Source organism: Methylobacterium currus, from assembly GCF_003058325.1.
GTDB lineage: Bacteria > Pseudomonadota > Alphaproteobacteria > Rhizobiales > Beijerinckiaceae > Methylobacterium > Methylobacterium currus.
The window spans coordinates 20,498-38,064 of record NZ_CP028844.1 but is presented as its reverse complement, the minus strand read 5'-3'; the positions used below and the strand labels follow the sequence as shown (position 1 = coordinate 38,064).

At 67.0% G+C, this 17,567-nt stretch carries 13 protein-coding genes; 8 read left to right on the top strand and 5 right to left on the bottom strand.

Annotation, left to right across the window (positions count from 1 at the left end; translation table 11 throughout):
* Nucleotides 1-79 precede the first annotated feature (79 nt).
* The 3 genes from DA075_RS30285 to DA075_RS30265 form a co-directional block, all read right to left on the bottom strand.
* Entirely contained in the window at nt 80-562 is a 483-nt protein-coding gene (locus DA075_RS30285) for a hypothetical protein (RefSeq protein WP_091890543.1), read from the bottom strand.
* Nucleotides 563-839: 277 nt separating this feature from the next.
* Nucleotides 840-2,060 carry an IS256 family transposase gene (locus DA075_RS30280; protein WP_091890541.1) on the bottom strand — a complete coding sequence of 407 codons (1,221 nt, stop codon included), beginning with the start codon at nt 2,058-2,060 and terminating at the stop codon, nt 840-842.
* Between the two features lie 1,037 nt (nt 2,061-3,097).
* On the bottom strand, nt 3,098-6,280 hold the full coding sequence (locus DA075_RS30265; RefSeq protein WP_164712563.1) for an acetoacetate--CoA ligase: 3,183 nt from the start codon (nt 6,278-6,280) through the stop codon (nt 3,098-3,100).
* 571 nt (nt 6,281-6,851) lie between these two features.
* Here DA075_RS30265 and DA075_RS30260 point away from each other — a divergent pair.
* The gene (locus tag DA075_RS30260) at nt 6,852-7,385 is read left to right on the top strand and encodes a threonyl-trna synthetase (protein ID WP_091890535.1); all 534 of its coding nucleotides are present in this window, start codon (nt 6,852-6,854) and stop codon (nt 7,383-7,385) included.
* A gap of 869 nt (nt 7,386-8,254) precedes the next feature.
* Nucleotides 8,255-10,393 carry a carbohydrate porin gene (locus tag DA075_RS30255; RefSeq protein ID WP_091890532.1) on the top strand — a complete coding sequence of 713 codons (2,139 nt, stop codon included), beginning with the start codon at nt 8,255-8,257 and terminating at the stop codon, nt 10,391-10,393.
* A 270-nt stretch (nt 10,394-10,663) separates the two neighbouring features.
* On the opposite strand, the gene tnpC is transcribed toward DA075_RS30255, so the two are convergent.
* Both tnpC and DA075_RS30245 read right to left on the bottom strand, forming a co-directional pair.
* Nucleotides 10,664-11,944 (bottom strand): IS66 family transposase, encoded by a 1,281-nt coding sequence (gene tnpC / locus DA075_RS30250; protein ID WP_099956900.1) that lies wholly within the window; start codon nt 11,942-11,944, stop codon nt 10,664-10,666.
* A gap of 202 nt (nt 11,945-12,146) precedes the next feature.
* The gene (locus DA075_RS30245) at nt 12,147-12,449 is read right to left on the bottom strand and encodes a metal-sensitive transcriptional regulator (protein WP_244537693.1); all 303 of its coding nucleotides are present in this window, start codon (nt 12,447-12,449) and stop codon (nt 12,147-12,149) included.
* A gap of 188 nt (nt 12,450-12,637) precedes the next feature.
* Here DA075_RS30245 and DA075_RS37875 point away from each other — a divergent pair, with 188 nt between their 5' ends.
* From DA075_RS37875 to DA075_RS30215, 6 genes are all read left to right on the top strand, one after another.
* Complete coding sequence (locus DA075_RS37875; protein ID WP_476703421.1) at nt 12,638-12,925, top strand: four-helix bundle copper-binding protein; 288 nt, start codon at nt 12,638-12,640, stop codon at nt 12,923-12,925.
* Between the two features lie 256 nt (nt 12,926-13,181).
* A complete protein-coding gene (locus DA075_RS30235; RefSeq protein ID WP_244537695.1) occupies nt 13,182-13,517 on the top strand; it encodes an NADH-quinone oxidoreductase subunit A in 336 nt (111 codons plus the stop codon).
* Entirely contained in the window at nt 13,508-14,413 is a 906-nt protein-coding gene (locus DA075_RS30230; protein WP_091891757.1) for an NADH-quinone oxidoreductase subunit H, read from the top strand. The genes DA075_RS30235 and DA075_RS30230 overlap by 10 nt, the downstream gene beginning before the upstream one ends.
* Nucleotides 14,410-15,405, top strand: coding sequence for an NADH-quinone oxidoreductase subunit J family protein (locus DA075_RS30225; protein WP_091891760.1), 996 nt, complete (start codon nt 14,410-14,412; stop codon nt 15,403-15,405). The genes DA075_RS30230 and DA075_RS30225 overlap by 4 nt, the downstream gene beginning before the upstream one ends.
* Complete coding sequence (gene nuoK / locus DA075_RS30220) at nt 15,402-15,713, top strand: NADH-quinone oxidoreductase subunit NuoK (RefSeq protein ID WP_091891762.1); 312 nt, start codon at nt 15,402-15,404, stop codon at nt 15,711-15,713. The genes DA075_RS30225 and nuoK overlap by 4 nt, the downstream gene beginning before the upstream one ends.
* Nucleotides 15,710-17,566: an NADH-quinone oxidoreductase subunit 5 family protein gene (locus DA075_RS30215; protein ID WP_091891765.1), complete on the top strand. Its 1,857-nt coding sequence runs from the start codon at nt 15,710-15,712 to the stop codon at nt 17,564-17,566. The genes nuoK and DA075_RS30215 overlap by 4 nt, the downstream gene beginning before the upstream one ends.
* Nucleotide 17,567 lies beyond the last annotated feature (1 nt).

Genomic DNA, 17,567 nt, shown 5'->3' with positions numbered 1-17,567 from the left:
AAATTCCCAGAACAGAATGTAGATGATCGGGAGATCATGCTTAGAGCACGAGATGCCGCTGGTTGGGCCAGCAGTACCATTAGTTATACAGTCCTTCTGCCCGTAGGCAGGCCAGCAGCTGTCGGGCCTGTTCCTGAGCCGCTGCATCCCGCTTCTGCTCGTCGAAGCCGTGGGCGAACATCGGTAGGAGCCGGCTCGTCGCCCGCTCCATCGCAGAGCCCTCCCACAGGATCAGTACCTCGCGGTCGGTCAGGTCCTTCAGGAAGTACCAGAGCGTCAGCATCACGCTCAGCGCGGGCCGGTTGCCCCATCCGGTGATCACACCCTTCCCGATGCGCTCGACCCGGCGCAGGAGGGCGTGCTGCTTCTTCGGGACGAGGTCGCTGAAGGGTTCGAGGAGAGCGGCCTGCAGGTCGGCGCGGAGTGCGGTGATGTCCGCCTCCGCTCGCGCTGCCAGGTCCGGGTCGGCCGGGACGAACACGCCAGGTGCGGCGGTGAGCGCATAGAGGAGGTAGGCTGGGATCGCGAGTTCGACGCGCTGGCGATCGGATAAGGTGGGCATTACGCGATCATGAGCTGAAGGAGATGTGTAGGTGGTGCCGATCGGGCGGCGCTTGTGTAGCCGTTCGGTGCGACTGCATCGAGACCCGTCGCGACGCTGCGCTGCCCGAATTGACACAGCGGCACGCCCTGGCTCGACTGGGGTCCGATGCGACGAGTCGGATGCTGGCTGACCTGGTCCCCTCGCAATGGAGCCCCGATGCAGACTGGACGTGAGCCAAGCCGAGGATCTACCCTGGGACTGTCAGGAATTCCGTGTAGGGGCGGCGGGTTGAACATCAGGCCGCCATGGCCCGGGTGAAGCGCTCGCCGAAGATGACGGCGAACTGCGCCTTGGCCATGACCCACTCACGCGGACCCATCGTCCACGCCTTCTCGGAGCGGTTCAAGACCAGGTAGAGCAGCTTCAGCGAGGCCTCGTCGGTCGGGAAGTGGCCGCGGGCGCGCACAGCCCGGCGCAGCGTAGCGTTCAGAGCCTCGATGGCGTTCGTGGTGTAGAGGATCCGGCGCACCTCGCCGGGGAACGCGTAGAACGGGACGACCTCGCTCCAGGCTCGTCGCCAGCTCTGGGCGATGGCCGGGTACTTCCGGCCCCACTCGCCCGCTTCGAAGGCGGACAGCGCCGCCTCGCCAGCGGCGGCATCGAGCGCGCGGTAGATGTCCTTCAGCGCGGCCGCCACGAGCTTGCGGTCCTTGTAGGAGACGAAGTCGAGGCTGTGGCGAAGCAGGTGGACGATGCAGGTCTGGACCAGCGCCTCGGGAAACACCGCCCGGATCGCGTCGGGGAAGCCCTTCAAGCCGTCGACCACCGCCAGGAGTACATCCTCGACGCCGCGGTTCCTGAGCTCGTTCATGACCCGCAACCAGAACTTGGCGCCCTCGTTCTGCTCGAGCCACAAGCCGAGGATCTCCTTGGATCCGTCGGCGCGCACGCCGAGCGCGATGTGGACGGCCTTGTTGCGGACCACCCCCTCGTCACGCACCTTGATCCGCAGGGCGTCGAAGAACACGATCGGGTAGACCGGTTCCAGCGGCCGGGCCTGCCAGGCGGCGACCTCGTCGAGCACCGCGTCGGTCACCGCGCTGATCAGGTCGGGCGAGACCTCGATCCCGTAGAGCTCGCGCAGGTGGGAGACGATCTCCCGGGTGCTCATGCCGCGGGCGTACATCGACACGATCTTGTCGTCGAAGCCGAGAAAGCGGCGCTGGTAGCGGGCGATCAGCTGCGGGTCGAACGTCGCCTGCCGGTCGCGCGGGATCGACAGTTCGATCCGGCCGGTCTCGGTCGTGACTGTCTTACGACCGTAGCCATTGCGCTTGTTGCCGGCCTCCTCGCTCGCCAGATGATGGTCCATCTCGGCGTTGAGGGCGCGCTCGGCCAAGGCCTTCTTCAGCTCGTCCAGCAGGCCGTCAGCCTCGAACGCCGACTTCGGATCAGCGCCGGCCAGCAGCTGGTCTAGGATCGCGTCAGGGATGCTGGGTGCTTTGCGTCTTGCCATCGGGAACCTCCGTGGGGTCCACTATGGCCGCCCCTACACGAAATTTCCGACAGTCCCGACGGGATCGAGCATCCGGACCTGGATCTCCTGCAAGCGCGCCATGGGCGCATCCGCCAGCGTGCAGCGCGCTGCCGTCCCGGTTGCCCGCTCGATCACGTCATGGACACGGACCGCGCGCCCGGCCCACGGATGCCATCCATAGACGACGACGCCATCGTCGCCTGCGCCGGTACTATGGGTCTTGTGGTGAGAGGTTGTACAACCCGGTGCGGCGGCACTCCGCTATGGAGTGGCGGACGCCCCAGGAGTTTGCCTTGGCGGCGGCCCGAGAGGCCGCCGAATGAGATCCGGGGGCTCACCCTTCGGCCAGACCAAGATCCGGGGAACCATCAACGCCGTTACCCAACCCTCACATTGCCCCTTGACAACAACATGTTGGCATTTGATTGTATGGTCGTGGAGGATCTGCGATGCGATGGGCATGTTTGATCTGCACGGCGGTGATTATGCTCGCACCGGCTGCCGGCTATGCATCGGACGCGAGATCAAGGCCAAACACTATTGATAAATTTCGAGCGATACAACATTCAGGTTTGAGTGTTGGAAGTGTGTTCAAATTTGTGCACTATAGGCCAAAATTTATAGGCTGTGTCTACTCATATCATCAGTGCGAGCACCGCGCCCATGCGCGTGGCTTCTATAATCACTTCACCGAGCACGACCATAGCACATGCCATCACGGCCCATCATACGCTTGCTACGCTCGATGAGGCTTGCCCGTCAGTTTTTCGCCGTCATCCCCCCAGGATCTTTTAGGCTGGCTTTCTCGTGTGGAGGGAGCCTGATGGTGGGACCGGAGGCGACGTTGGAGATCCAGGTCTTTCATCGACATGAAAAAGGGCGTGCGTGAGATCGCCCGCGAGCTCGGGCTGTCGCGCAACACGGTGCGGTGCTACCTGCGCGAGGAGCAAGCCGTGCGCTATGCCCCTCCAACAGGAAGATCGCCGACGAGGCACTCTACGATGGTTCGTCGCGCGTCAGATTGGCAGAAGGACGAGCTCCGAATAGAGGAGGTCCAGCTCGGGCGCCGTGCCGGCCAATGAGCTCCGATAGCGGTTGCCGCGCGCCTTCCGAGCGGCTCGGATCGTCGCGGGAACGAAACCCTCATCCGCCGCGAAGACCACCGCTCGCTGGCGCATGAGGATGGCCAGCTTGATACGCTCGAAGTGACGGACGAGGAGGCCGGGATTGCTGCAGTAGAGCAACTCGGAACCTGGTACAAGAACCGACCACACAGCCCGAACCCGCCGTCGTTTCAAGATCAAGTAGGTCTGTTCGCCATTCTCCCGTACGACAAGGTGCAGCAGGTCGTAAGCAGCATGATCGTCGAAGATGCGCTGGTCAACCTCGCTGAGGAGACTCCGGATGGTCCGGGGGTCGTCGTCGAAGCGGAGCGAACCGGCCCGGAGCGTCCCCAGGTTGAGCCCGGGAAGGAAGAACCGCCGCATCTTCAGAGGTAGGAAGTTTAAGGCTTCCACCATGGCCGTGGTCTCGGGACCGGGCGTCAGGGTCGTGTAAGTGACGGATTTGTCCCTCGTCGCGGCCGCGAGCAGGAGCGAGCCCTGGCCTCGGTAACCCGGTCGCACGTACCACGAGGTGAGATTGCAGACGCAGGCTCCCTCCTCGTCGAGGGGACGCTGTGAGTAGAGCGTTCCCAGGAACCCCACGATCTCTGATCCCATGGTAAGAACAAACCCCGTCGTCGGAACGGAGCTAGCCCAAGGACGCTCGAACAGCCGCCGCCAATCCCCGGGGCCGACATTCCCGCTCCCGAAGCCTTCCTGCAGCAGGCGGCAGATGGCCTCAACATCCTCATCCCGCACGGGTCGGACCTCCGGCCGCTCTTCCGGATGCGTTGAGCTGTGCCCCCTCTCGCCCCTTATCAATCGGCTGAGGCCTCTCACACTTGGGTCAGAGAGGAACGCGTCGAAGGCAACCTCGCAGCCGGCCATCTCCTCGATCTCCATCAGCAGCTTGAGGAGCGTGAGGGAGTCGGCCCCAATCTCCAACAGGCTCTCGTCGAGGCTGACCGGGACGCCGACCCGACGGGACGTGATGTCCTTGAGGAGCCTCTCCAGGTCGCCCTCTACCTGGATGTTGGCGCGCGACTCGACCACGTCGGTCGGGCGCTCGTGCTCCACCGCGCCATTCCGTCTGATGGCGTCGCGGATGGCGTCAGTCGATGCAGGATTGGCCAGCGCATCAAGGTTGCGTATCGCGTGGCCATTCACGGCGTCCCGGGCCGCCGCTTCGGAGCGCTTGCCGTTGAACGTCGTCGGCAACTCGCTGACCTGTACACATCGCGCCGGAATCATTGCCGTCGACCCATCTGCAGCCAGGCGCGAACGGATGCGCTTGGTCAGTCCGGGGGTCAGCGTCGCGCCCTCCCGCAGCACGACGAGGAGGACCAGTTGCGTGCCGCCCGGAGCGGCCTCCGCCCGCTGCTCGACCGCCATCGCCTCCACGATCTCGTCCATCGCGCGCAAGATATCGTGGATCTCGGCGGGTCCGACCCGGACGCCGCGGATGTTGAGCACGCCGTCCGAGCGCCCGTGCAGCCGGGCTCCGCCGGCCGGGGTGAAGGCAATCAAGTCGCCGTGCGTCCAGAGTGGTGGATTTTGGCTGAAGTAGCTGGCGTGGAAGCGGCTCCCGTCCGTGTCCCCAAGGAACCCCAAGGGCCGGGAGGGGAACGGGCTAGCGCAGACGAGCTCGCCGATGCCGGCGCTGTCCTCCGCGAGGGCCCGCACGTCGAGACCGAGGCTCCGACACTGCGCCTCGCCGCGTTGGACCGGAAGTAGCGGGTTGCCGAGAACGAAGCAGCCGATGATGTCGGTTCCGCCGGAGATAGACTGAAGCGGGACGGCTTTCACGTGCTCACAGACCCAATCGAACTGGCGATCGTGCAGGATTGATCCCGTGGACAAGATGGCGCGCAGCGCCGTGAAGTCGAACGCGGCACGCGGCGAGAACGACGCGCCCTCGCAAAGCTCAAGATAGGCCGGGCTGGTGCCGAACACGGCGACAGCCCGCCGCTCGACCAGCGCCCAAAGGGTGTCCGGGCCCTGGACTGGGCCATCGAAGAGAACGAGTTCCGCGCCGCTCGCGAGGGCGGAGAGTTGCCAGTTCCACATCATCCACGCGCAGCTGGTGTGGAAGTAGATCGTCTCCGCGGGCCGGATGTCGCAGTGGAGCCGATGCTCCTTGATGTGCTCGATCAGGGTGCCGCCGGCCCCGTGCACGATGCACTTGGGCGCTCCGGTCGTGCCCGATGAGAACATGATGAACAGGGGGTGGTTGAAGGGGAACCGCTCCCAGGTGAACTCGGCCTCGTCCCCCTGCGAGATCAGGTCGGCATAGCGCAGGACCGGCACCCCGATCCCGGACGCGGGTTCGCCCGCATCCAGCGCGATCAGGTGGGTCAGGGAGCTGAGCCCTCCGGCCACCTCTGCCACCCGGGCGGCGATCGGGACGCCCGTATCCCAGGGCTCCGGCCGCAGATGGGCGAGGAGCAGCCTGGGCGCGACGGGGCCGAGCCGGGACAGCATGGCGTGCGCGCCCATGTCGGGAGCACAGCTCGAGAACACGGCCCCGATCGCCGCCGCGGCCAGGGCAGCCACCACCGCCTCGACGTTATTGCGCGCGACCGCCGCAACCCTGTCGCCCGGCCGGATGCCGAGCCGACGCAGCGCGCCCGCAAGAGCGGTGACGCGACGGCACAGCTCGGACCGGTTTAGCTCCTCGTCCGGCCGGTGCGGATGGCAGGCCGTGAGCGCGGGCCCATGGCCGTCCCGGCCAGTGAGCAAGGCCTCGGCGTAATTCAGCCGGAGGTCGGGGAAGAAGCGGGCTCGCTCGCATAGCTCGCCGTCACAGACGGGGCTGGTGCTGCCTGAGACCGGCAGCCGGCTCCAGCGGAGGAACAGGGACCAGAACGCGCGAAACTCCTCGACCGCATAGGCTTCGAAGTCCCGATACTCCGGGAACGTTCGGCCCGTCCGGTGCTCACAGAAGTGTATGAACTCCGCCAGCTGGGGCGGCGCAGGGCAGGCTCCATCCCAGCCTGGGACCGTGCTGGCGCCCGTTCTGTTGCGCCAGGGGAAAGAAGTGTCTCGATCCGTCACAGCGGCGCCCTCGATAGCCCTCAACTTGGCTTGGTAGGGCAAGATCCGCTCCATTCGGGGTGTGATGGTGTGGACGGCCCCTAGGAGCTATGCGGGAGATTGGGTGATGCGAGCGGCGTGAAGGCGGCGTGAAGGCGGCGTATCGAGGCGGGGGTGTAAAATCCTGAACTTGATTAGACAGACAGTGTCAGCTTCCCTTCCCTTCAGCCCGACCGAGAATGGCTTGGCGTGCGGTCACGCCGTCAAGCCCTGCGCCTGCGGCGCACCGCTTCGCGGCTTCGGGGCCTGACCGCCTGACCGAACCAAGCCAGAGGTTTTCAGGCCGAAAATGGCTTGCTGCAGGGGCACTACTCTTCCCTTGATCGCGCCTCAACCTGACATTGTCCGACAGATCAAATCCTGACTTCTACAGGGGATAGCGACGAGAGAACCAGCGCTGCAAGGAATGGTTGCGCGCGGTCGTGCGCGAGTCCAACATCGATGATCTCTGGGTATTCCCGCGGGGGTCTCGTGCTCGGTCCGGAAGCGGCGCTCGAGATCGCAATCCATAGTTCAGTCGCGCGCCAGCGACGACGTGCAGGGACGTCGCGTATCAACGTAGGGAGAGACGACGATGAGACGCCGCGCCCTGTCAGCACTGCTTTGGCTCGGCTGCCTGCACGGAGCCCATGCTCAGGAAGCCCCGTTTGGCCTGTCCTGGGGACCGGTCGAGACCGTCCCCCGGCCTTCGATGGTCGACCGCGAGGCGAATATCACCGCCCTGACCTACTTCCACGACCGCCCGCTGGCCGCGGGCATTGATACGGACGAGGTCATCCTCGAAGTCTGCCGGGATGAGGGCCTGCAGCAGGTCATCTGGCTCAGCCGTCCACTTTCGGAAGCCGAACTGCCGTCGCGCTACGAGGCCATATACCGGGAGGGCGTGCGGCGGTATGGTCAGCCGCAAACCGAGCCGGGTGCCGAGACCGTGTCGTGGCTGTCCGGACGCGCACTTCTGGCCATCAGGAAGGCCGTTCCTGGTGAGCGGCGCTTGACTATGCTCGCTAGGGGCGACCACTACGAGGCGTGCTCGATCGCCCACCAAGCGGCCACAGGCCACCCGGCCTCTCGACACGCGTCGGACCTGATCCTTGGGCAGACCCCGTGAAGCAGGTCGCAGTCATCTGCACCGGGCCTACGATGGCGGCCGATCCTTAAACCGCCGAGATTATCAAGGCTCGGCGCAACGCCATATGCGGCCCTGATCGAACATCGCCACCTTGGCCGCCGGGCATGACGATGCGGCCCGAGCCCGGAGCTTCATGAGCGGTGCATCGCAGCGGGCTTCGTCAGCGGACGACCTGCGGGCACCTCCTCGTCTCGCGAGCAAGCCGCTTCCCCGCAAACCTGTCCCGCCTGGATCATCTCGAACGGGACGACATGGACGCCACGCATGCCCTCCACCGCAGGCTTCGAGGCCGGGGGTTGGAGCCCGTACCGTTCACACCGCGCCAGCCGTGCTGCGCAGCCGAGAAGCTCGCGCGTGGCATCAAACCGTCATCGGCCGTCGATAAACAGGCGCGCTCGGAGATCGCCGCCTGTTTCGGCGGTGATGCCCCCAATCGAACCCGCCGCATTCGGGGAACGATCGCGCGCACGACCCCACGATGTGTTCCGAATGCCGCCCCATCTCGCCCGCACGCGGGTTTGCAGTCGTGATCACGGCCGATAGGAAGAGCGGCATGCCTGCCATCGCTGCGAGCAACCCACACGCTGTGCCGCCTGAATTCTGCAAGTTCGGCCTCTCTCCTACCCGCTCCATAAGCGTGGCAAGGGACGTGAGGGCGGTGCCTACCTTGGTGGTATGCGTGGCTATCTCATCGGCCTTTCGTCAGCTCAACACGAACCCAGCGGTGGGCTTGCACGAAGCCGCTCGTCTATGGTTAGCGGAACGGCCAAGTTTGGGCGGATGCCGCATCGTGTCATGGTCACCGCAACGCTGGTGCAGCTTCAGTTCATGCATGTGGAGATGGCACGATGAGTCGGTGGAGACGGGCCACAGGACGCCTCGGCCCGGGTGCAGGGGTTGCGACGTTGCTCGCCGGCCTGTCCACCGGCGCCCAGGGGGCCGATTTCGCCCCGCCGACGCCACACGACGCGACGCACCTGCCCTCCTTCGGTACGTGGGCAGGCGGTTATGCCGGATGGCAGGGCAGTGCCGGTGACGCCTTCGGCGGCTTCGGCTTCGGTTCCGGTATGATCAGCCGCCGTTCGGTGCCGGAATTCCGCACCGGGGATGCCACGGGCCGCAACGATGCCGGGCGCAATGCGATCACCGCGCTCGGCGGCCTGTTCGGCGGGTATGCCTGGCAGACCGGTCCGTTCGTATATGGCCTTGAAGCCGACGTTGACGCCTCGAACCTGAAGCGGCCCGTGTCCTCGACCACGCCTGGGTTCGGCTTCGAGGGGCTGGATCCCGCCTTTCCTCTGATCCGGGCCAAGGCCGACGTTTTCGGGACAGCCCGGGCCCGCATCGGCTACGCGTTCGAGCACTATCTCGTCTATGCCACCTTCGGCCTTGCGGGCGCGCAGGTCCGGTTCCACACTAACTCCCCCGATCCAGAGACTGAGTCAGCCCCGGCCCTTCGGCGGGGCCGCGCCTTCCTCGGGCTCTCGCTCGGTGCCGGCATCGAGTATGCCATTACCGAGAAGTTCGCGCTGGGACTGGAATACCGCTACCTCGACCTCGGCCGGAGCGGACGGCTCGATCTCGGGACCATTCCAGGCGTCACCGGTGGCCCCTTCTCCGCGCGGGCCTCCTTTACCTCTAACCAAGTCCTCGCGCGCCTGTCCTGGTATCCGGGTGGTCTCGTCTTGCCGCCCGAGCCCGGCGAGGTAGCCCCCCACGATCCCGACACGGCAATTAGCGACCGTGTCTCGCTGCACGGCCAAACGACCTTCGTGGACCAAGGCGTATCCGGCTTCCGCTCGCCCTATCTCGGACCGCAGAGCCTCGTGCCGCGCCAAGCACGCGCGACGCTGACGGCGACCGCCTTCCTCGGCCTTAAGCTAACGGACAACACGGAACTCTACTACAACCCCGAATTCGACCAGGGTTTCGGTCTGAGCCGGACGCTCGGCGTCGCTGGCTTCGTCAACGGTGAGGCACAGAAGGCCGGCGCGCCCTTCCCGAAGCTGCGCTCGCAACGTTACTTCGTCCGCCAAACCTTCGGCCTGGGCGGCGAGACCGAGGATGTGCCGGACGGCCCAAACCAGGTCGCGACGCGCCGCGACATCGAGCGGGTCACCGTGGTGGCCGGCAAGTTCGCGCTCGGCGACTTCTTCGACGGCAACGCCTACGCGCACGACCCCCGCGTCGATTTCCTGAACTGGTCCCTCTGGGCATCCGGGGCCTATGATTTCCCCGCGAACCTGCCCGGTTTCACGCAAGGTGTGATGGTCGAGTACACCCGCAAGGAGTTCGCGATCCGGGCAGCCTACACGCAGGTGCCGAAGGAACCGAGCAGCAACGTTCTCGATCCTCGCATTGCCCAGAAGGGGGGCGCCACGGTCGAGTTCGAGGAGCGCCACGTTCTGCCGGGGCTTGATCAGCCCGGAAAGATCCGCCTCGGCCTGTTCACGAACGTCGCACGCACGGCGAATTATCGCGAGGTGGTCGATCTCGCACAGGCCGGACTCTTCGCCGACATCAACGATGCGGCCACAGCCAGCCGGCGAGACCGACGCAAGAGCGGTCTCTACCTCAACCTCGAACAGGCAGTGGCGTCGCAGGTCGGCGTGTTCGCGCGTGCCAGTCTGAATGACGGACGCAACGAGAGCCTCTCCTTCGCGGACATCGACCGCAGTGTCTCGGGCGGTGTCTCACTGAAGGGCGGCGCCTGGGGTCGGCCCGACGACACGGTCGGCATTGGCGCTGCCATCAACACGCTATCCCGCTCCCACCGGGATTTCTTCGCCAACGGCGGCCTCGGCCTTGTAATCGGCGACGGTCGTCTGAGCTATCGCGCGGAGCGGGCGACTGAAGCCTATTATGCGCTCAGCCTCACGAAGGCCGTGACGGTCTCCGCCGATTACCAGTTCGTGGCGAACCCGGCCTACAACCGCGACCGTGGCCCAGCACACTTTTTCGCAGTCCGCCTCCATACGGACTTCTGACGGTCGGCCGGAGTCTCACCGTCGATCATGTTGGAGTTGCCCCCGTCAGACCGGACACGGGGCAAGCTGCGGTTTGTGGTCGAGTAGCTCGGCCATTCGGCTTTGCCCTCACAGATCCGAGCGTGCAGCTTTCCCGCACCGGGCTCTTCGCGGAAGTCACCCGCATCAGGCCCTCTTTTGATCCTCCCCCGCTTTCGGGTAATTACCCACGGGGTTCGGTGCGGTGCACGAGCCGCCTGACCTTGTCGATGAGGTGAATGCTGGAAGCGATCAGGCGCGGATGGTCTTGAGGATGATGTCGAAGGTGTCGGCGCCCGAGAGGCGAGCGGTGTCGACGACCGTGCGCACATCCGCCTCGCCTGAGGCCGCCCACATGGCCCGGTAGCCGTTCGTCACCTTCCGCTGCATCACCGCCGGGCGAAGCGCGCGCTCACACCCGTTGTTCGTGACCGCCACGCGGCCGGGATGGTCGAGGAAGACCAGGAGCTGATCGCGGGCCCGCCCGATCTTGGCTTGCAGCGCGCGGGTCAGATCGCACCGGCTCGGGGCGGACAGGATGTCGGACAGCTGCCGCTCCAGCGCCCGGCGCTTGGCCGAGAGCGTCGAGGCGGCCAAGTCGCTGACGCGCTCGGCCAGGCTGAACACGGACCCGAGCCACAGCTGCAGGCGCAGCGGCACGGGATCGTCGCTGACCTCCACCGCATAGGCGACGTCGCGCGCCAGATGCGCCAGGCAGGTCTGGTGACGTTCGCCGTGGCCCTGTTGGGCGGTGTAGCGGTCCGACAGCCATACCGCGGGCCGGTGCCCGTCCATCATCGCGTGCACCACCGCGGCGGCCCGCGTCGGGGCGGCGTGATGCACCACCGCCTCGTCCGAGCAGAACACCCAATGGTACGAATTGCTGCCCTCGATCCGGACGCCGGTCTCATCCGAGGCGACCACTGCGGCCCGGCGCAGCGCCGACACCGGGGCTTCGCGACCGGCATGGAACTGCTTCTGGGCTCGACGAAGCAGGTTCATCAGCCCGCCCTGGCTGAGGGTGAGCCCGAACAGGTCCGCCAGCGCAGCTTGCAGCCGCTCGTAGGAGAGGGCCTGGAAGGTCTTCAGGTAGGTCGCCACCGCGTGCAGCCGCGGTCCGAACGGCGTGCCGCACGCCTCCCGCGGCACCGGGGCAACGACGCGGGTGCCACACGACGGGCAACGCACCGCGAGCCGCTGATGCTGGGTGATGAGCGGCGTCACCGCGGGCAGCTCGATCTGCTCGCACACGCTGACGATCTCGGCCGGCAGATCCGCCGCCAGGGCGCCGCCGCAGCAGGGGCACTGACCCGGGCGGTGGGCGACGATCTCGTCAGGATCGGAGCTGAGCGTGCGGCTGTGCCCCTCGTGGCCCGGCTTGGCGCCGCCGGGCTTGGCCTGCTCGCGTCGCTCCTTGCGATCGGTCGAGGGCGGTTTGGACGAGGTGCGCGAGGTCTTGTCTGGCCGCTGCAGCCGCAGCACCAGCTCGATCAGCTCCTGCTTGCTCAAACGCTCAAGATCGCTGCGGCTCATCTCACGAGGGAATCAGCGAAATCAGCTCCAGGCAAGAGGCCCCGCGAGCACCCCGCATCGGCGCCTCGACAGCCTCGCGCAGTGACCGAGCTCACCCCCTGGGTAATTACTGTGGCGGGTCAGTCACATCAAATTTCCATTGTGGAGAGCATCAGAATTTTGACCTCGCGAAACGGGTGCATCGTACAATCGAAGAATAAATTCAAACAACCCGTATCATCAGAGTTGCGATTTCATCGACGCAGGCCAAGCGCTCGGTCTCCGTAATTTCTTGCGCCGTAATTCTCTGGGTCAATGCCTCCAAATGGACCCGAATTATATCTGATTGGACTCTGCGGAGCGCCCCTATCGCCGCGTCGATCTGATAGACAACATCGATGCAATTATTCTCTGTCTCGATCATTTTCTGCAACCCGCGGATCTGCCCCTCGATACGGCGCAGCCGCGGAATTTGATGCCGGTGATCCTCGCCAATAGAGACCGGCGACGCGTTTTTGATTGTCACCGGCTCAAACGACTCCGTCCATGGCCGAGCCGTTAGGCTCCTAGGCCTCGGAACCATACGCCCACCCCGTACTTAGGGAAAGGGATAGCCTTGGCCGACCACGGGTCAGGCCCCGGCGATTTCACAGGAACAAGGATTCTCCCATGCAAAACATCCCTTCCGAGATGCAGACCTGCATCGACGCGTGACTGCGCTGTTACCAGACCTGCCTTGGTATGGCGATGAACCACTGCCTCGAAGCAGGCGGCGAACATGTGGAGCCGAAGCACTTCAAAATCATGCTGTCGTGCGCTGAGATTTGCCGAACCAGCGCGCATTTTATGCTTATCGACTCGGAGCATCACAAGCACGTCTGCCGTGAATGCGCCGAGATCTGTGAAGATTGTTCCAGAAGCTGCGAACACGTCAGCGGTATGCAGGATTGTGTGGATGCGTGCCGCCAATGTGCCGAGAGTTGCCTAAAGATGACTGCCTGATCAATCAGGATAGATCCACAGCCTCAGGCAAAGACCCTTTTCGGTGGCGGCAGCAATGCTCTCGGATCCGGCGAAGCCGGTCAAGGATCGCGTGAGGGGTGCTCAAGAAGGATTGACGCAAGAGGTTCGTTCGCCAACGGCACGAGTTGGACGGTGACACCGGCGTTTCGTCATTCACACTCGGCGTGCTGCTACATGGGCGATCGAGGTCACATCATGCCGGGCGAGCGAACAAGGAAACCGAGTGAGGTGTGGCGTGCAGGCACCGTCACCAATTGCAGGCGATTACGGGTTCGTGGCGCTCGTGCTGCTCATGGCAGCCGGTCTCGCCTTGCTGGCCCTCGCAGCCTTCGCGCGGACACCCAGACGAGCCATCGGCGCTCCCCCGGCCTGGGCGCAGCTCCGCTTCGGCTACGCGGTCTACGCTCTGATCTTCCTCGCCTTCGATATGGAGATGATCTTCATGTACCCGTGGGCGGTCGTCTTCGCCGATGTCGGCGTGAGCGCCTTCCTCGACATGCTGGTCTTCATCGCGCTCCTCTCGGCGGGCATAGCCTATGCCTGGGGCATGGGTGGCCTGCGGTGGGAGTGATCGCCAGCGCCGCTGCCGTCGTGACCGCCCTGCTCCTCGGCGCCGGCCTGACCTGGGCCGTCGAGCGCCTCTTCGCCCGTTCGGGCTGGGACGCCGGCCCGACGCGCGGCGCCGAGCTCCGCGGCGGCCTCGACCTGCCCAACGCCGACCGGTGGCTGCTGCCGGCCGGCCCGGTTGTGGCGCTCGCCGGGGTCGCGCTCGCCACGGTGGTCGTGCCGTTCGGGCCCGGGCTGATCGGCCGGGATCTCGGCATCGGCCTGTTCTACGTCATCGTGGTCGTCGATTTCGTCGTGCTCGGCCTGGCGCTCGCCGGCTGGGGCGCGAACACGCCTGACAGCGTGGAGGCCTTCTATCGCATCGTCGCCCAACTCGTCGCCTACGTCGTTCCGCTCGGGCTGGCCTATGTCGGCGTGGTCATGATGGCCCGTTCGCTATCGACCGTCACGGTTGTCGAGGCGCAGCGGGACCTGTGGTTCGTCGTCCTGCAACCCCTAGGCTTCCTGCTCTACCTCGTCACAGGGCTGATGCAGTCCTACCGCGCCCCGTTCCTGGAGCCGTTCGCGGACTCCATCGGCGGTGGCGTGCTCGGCGTGACCGGCGGTTGGTCCGCCCTCCTGTGGCGGGTCGCGCTCGCCGGGGTGCTCTTCGTCGTCGCGGCGATCGGAGCGGTGCTCTACCTCGGCGGCCCCTCGGGGTCATGGCTGCCGGGCTGGGCCTGGATGCTGGCGAAGACCTACGCCCTGATGGCGCTGATGCTGGGGCTCGGGCGCTGTGTCCGGCCGCTCTCGACGGCCGGGATGCTGGCGCTGTCCTGGAAGGTCCTGATCCCGGCGGGTCTCGTCAACGTGCTCCTCGTCGGCGGGCTGATCCTCCTCGGCGTGGGACCGCGGGCATGACCGCGGCCTTCGAGCTGACCGCCTTCGGGGTGTGCGCCTCTATCGCCGTCGCGGGCGCGCTCGGCATGACCACGACCATGAGCATGTTCCGCTCGGGCATCTTCCTGATGGCCTCGTTCATCGGCGTCGCCGGTCTGTTCATCCTCTTGTCCGCCGACCTGATCGGGCTGCTTCAGGTCATGATGTACATCGGCGGATTTCTGGTCATGATCCTGTTCATGGTGCTGGTCATGCACGACCCCGGCGGGGCGATGATGGCCGGCATGGACATGGCCCCGCTGGAACGCTGGTCCAGCTTGGGGCTCGTCCCGCGCCAGCCCTCGGAGGCCGGACAGGACGGCCACCGACAGGGCGAAGCCGGCGACCAGGCCACCGCCACGGGTCACGGGGGCCACGCCGAGCCGGACGAGCCCCGGCAGGGCGGCGAGGCGCACGGCGAGCAGGCCCCCGCGCACGACGGCGCGGCGAACGCCATGCCGCACGAGGCCCATGGCGGACATGGCGAGCACGCGGCCCGTCAGCACGGGCACGCCTCTCACGAGCACGAGCATGGAGGCGGCCACGGCGGCATGGACATGGGTGAGATGGACATGTCGATGGTGACGCCCGTGCGCCCGCTCGCGGCCTGGCTCGCCCTCGGGGTCGGGATCGTGCTCGTGGGCATGCTAGTCCTGCGTCCGGCCTGGTCGGTGTCCGACGCCCTACCGGACCCGGACTCGGCGCGCCGGGTCGGACATCTCCTCATGGACAAGTACATGGTCGCCTTCGAGGGCGCCGGGTTCCTGATCCTGATCGGCGTCTTCGGCGCGGTGCTGCTCGCCCGGCCCTCGGCCTACCCGGACGACGCCTCGCGCGGCGCCCGGGTCGCGGTCGACGCCAAGCCGGAACCGATCCGGGGCGACCGTCTCGCGCCGCAGGCAGGAGCGGACCGGACAGCCGGCCACGCGAGCGGGCACGACACCCACCACCAGCACGGGGGAGATGCGGGATGACCGTACCGCTGACCGCCTACCTCGTCGTCGGCGCGCTCCTGTTCGCCATCGGCCTCTACACCGTGGTCGCCCAGCGTTCGGCGGTCATGATCCTGATGGGTGTCGAGGTGCTCCTCAACGCCATCGGCCTGAACGTCGTCGCGTTCTGGCGCTTCACCGCACCGGGCGACTACGCCGCGCAGATCTTCGCCATCTTGGTCGTCACGGTCGGCGCCGTCGAGATGGCCATCGGGCTCGCCCTCGTCCTACTGCTCTATCGGCAGCGGCGGACGGCCGAGGTCGACGCCTACGCCGACCTCAAGCGATGATCCCGCTTCTCGCCGTCCCCGTCCTGCCGCTGCTCGCGGCCCTCGCCGCCCTCGGGCTCGGCCGGCGCCTGCCCTGGGGCGGGGGCGAACTCGTGGTCGGCGCCGTCACCCTGTCCATGGCTGGCCTCGCGTTGATGCCGCCCGGTGCCGCCTTGTCGGCGACCTGGTTCGAGAGCGGCAGCTATCGGCTCACCGTCGGTCTCGCGGCGACGCCGCTCACGTGGTTCGTCGCGATGACCGTCGCCGGTGTCGCGCTGTGCGTCGGCCTCTACAGCCTCGGGTACATGGCCGGGAGGGATGATCGGCCACGCTTCTTCGCCGAGATGGGCCTGTTCGTCGGCGCCATGCTGACCCTCGTGCTGTCGAGCTCCCTCGCGCTCCTGTTCGCGGCCTGGGAGCTGGTCGGGTTGGCTTCGTTCCTCCTGATCGGCTTCGACCATGCCGCGCCCGGTGCAGCGGGTGCCGCCGCCAAGGCGTTCCTGATGACCCGGACCGGCGACGTCGGCCTCCTGCTCGGCTGGCTCCTGGCGCTCGGCCTCGTCGGGAGCAGCGACATCGAGGCCCTCGTCGGCACCATCGAGGGCGGTGGGATCGCCCCCGGCGCGTCCACCCTGATCGCGCTCCTCATGCTCGCTGGGGCCATCGGCAAGAGCGCTCAGTTGCCGCTCTCCGCCTGGTTGCCCGACGCGATGGTCGGGCCGACCCCTGTCTCGGCCCTGCTGCACTCCGCCACGATGGTCGCCGCCGGCGTGTTCCTCGTGCTGCGCCTGTACCCGGTCTTCGCGGCGGCGCCCTTCGCGCTCGACGCGCTGTTCTGGATCGGGGCCGTCACGGCCCTGGCCGCCGGCCTCATCGCCACCGCCGAGACGGACCTGAAGCGGGTGCTCGCCTGGTCCACCTGCTCACAGCTCGGCGAGATGATGGTGGCGCTCGGCCTGGGCGGGCCGCGCGCGGCTACGCTCCACCTCGCGGCGCACGCGGCCTTCAAGTCGACCCTGTTCCTCGCCGCCGGCGTCGTGCAGGAGCGGATGGGCTCGCGAGCCCTCGACCGGCTCGGCGGCCTCGTCCGCCCTTTGCCCCTGACCGGGGCCGCTTTCCTCGTCGCGGCTCTGGCGCTGGCCGGTGTGCCGCCCCTGTCAGGGTACTGGAGCGAGGACGCGGTCCTCGCCGTCGCGTCGCGGCACGGGCCGGGGACGGGGACCCTGGTCGTGTTGCTCGTCTTCCTCGGGGGCGCCTACATCGGCCGCGCGGGGGCCGCGACCTTCCTCGGCCAGGGCAGGGGCCGCGCCCCTGCCGCCGCCGGCACAAGCGGCTGGGCGATGGGCGCTGGCATGGGCGGGCTGGCGCTGGCCGCCGCGGGTCTCGGCTGGCTGCTGGCCGGCCAGCTCGGTGCCGTTCTGCCCTTCGCCGCCGGGCCTGAAGCGGAGGCGGGATGGCGAAATCTCGGCATCGCCGCCGGGATCCTCGGCCTCGGCATCGGTGCGGCCCGGGGATGGGGCGGAGCGCCCGCGCTCGGCACATTCCCGACACGGCTGGCTGCCGGGCTGGCAGCGGCCACCGAGGCCCCGGCACGCTGGACCATGCGACTCGCCCGGACGATCCCGACGGTCGAAGGCGCGCTCGACGCGGGCGCTCGCGGCATCGCCGAGGGGGCTCGGCGCGCCGCCCGGACGACGGGGCGCGTCGAGTCGCGAGGCTTCGGGCGCGGCGGCGACCGTCTCGCCGCCGGGCTCGCCAGCGGCGGCGAGCGGCTCCGCGCCCTGCAGGCCGGCCGCCTCTATCTCTACACGCTCGGCCTGTTCGCCTGGACCGCGGCGGCGCTCGCCACCGGCGCGCTCATGCTCTGGCCCTGAG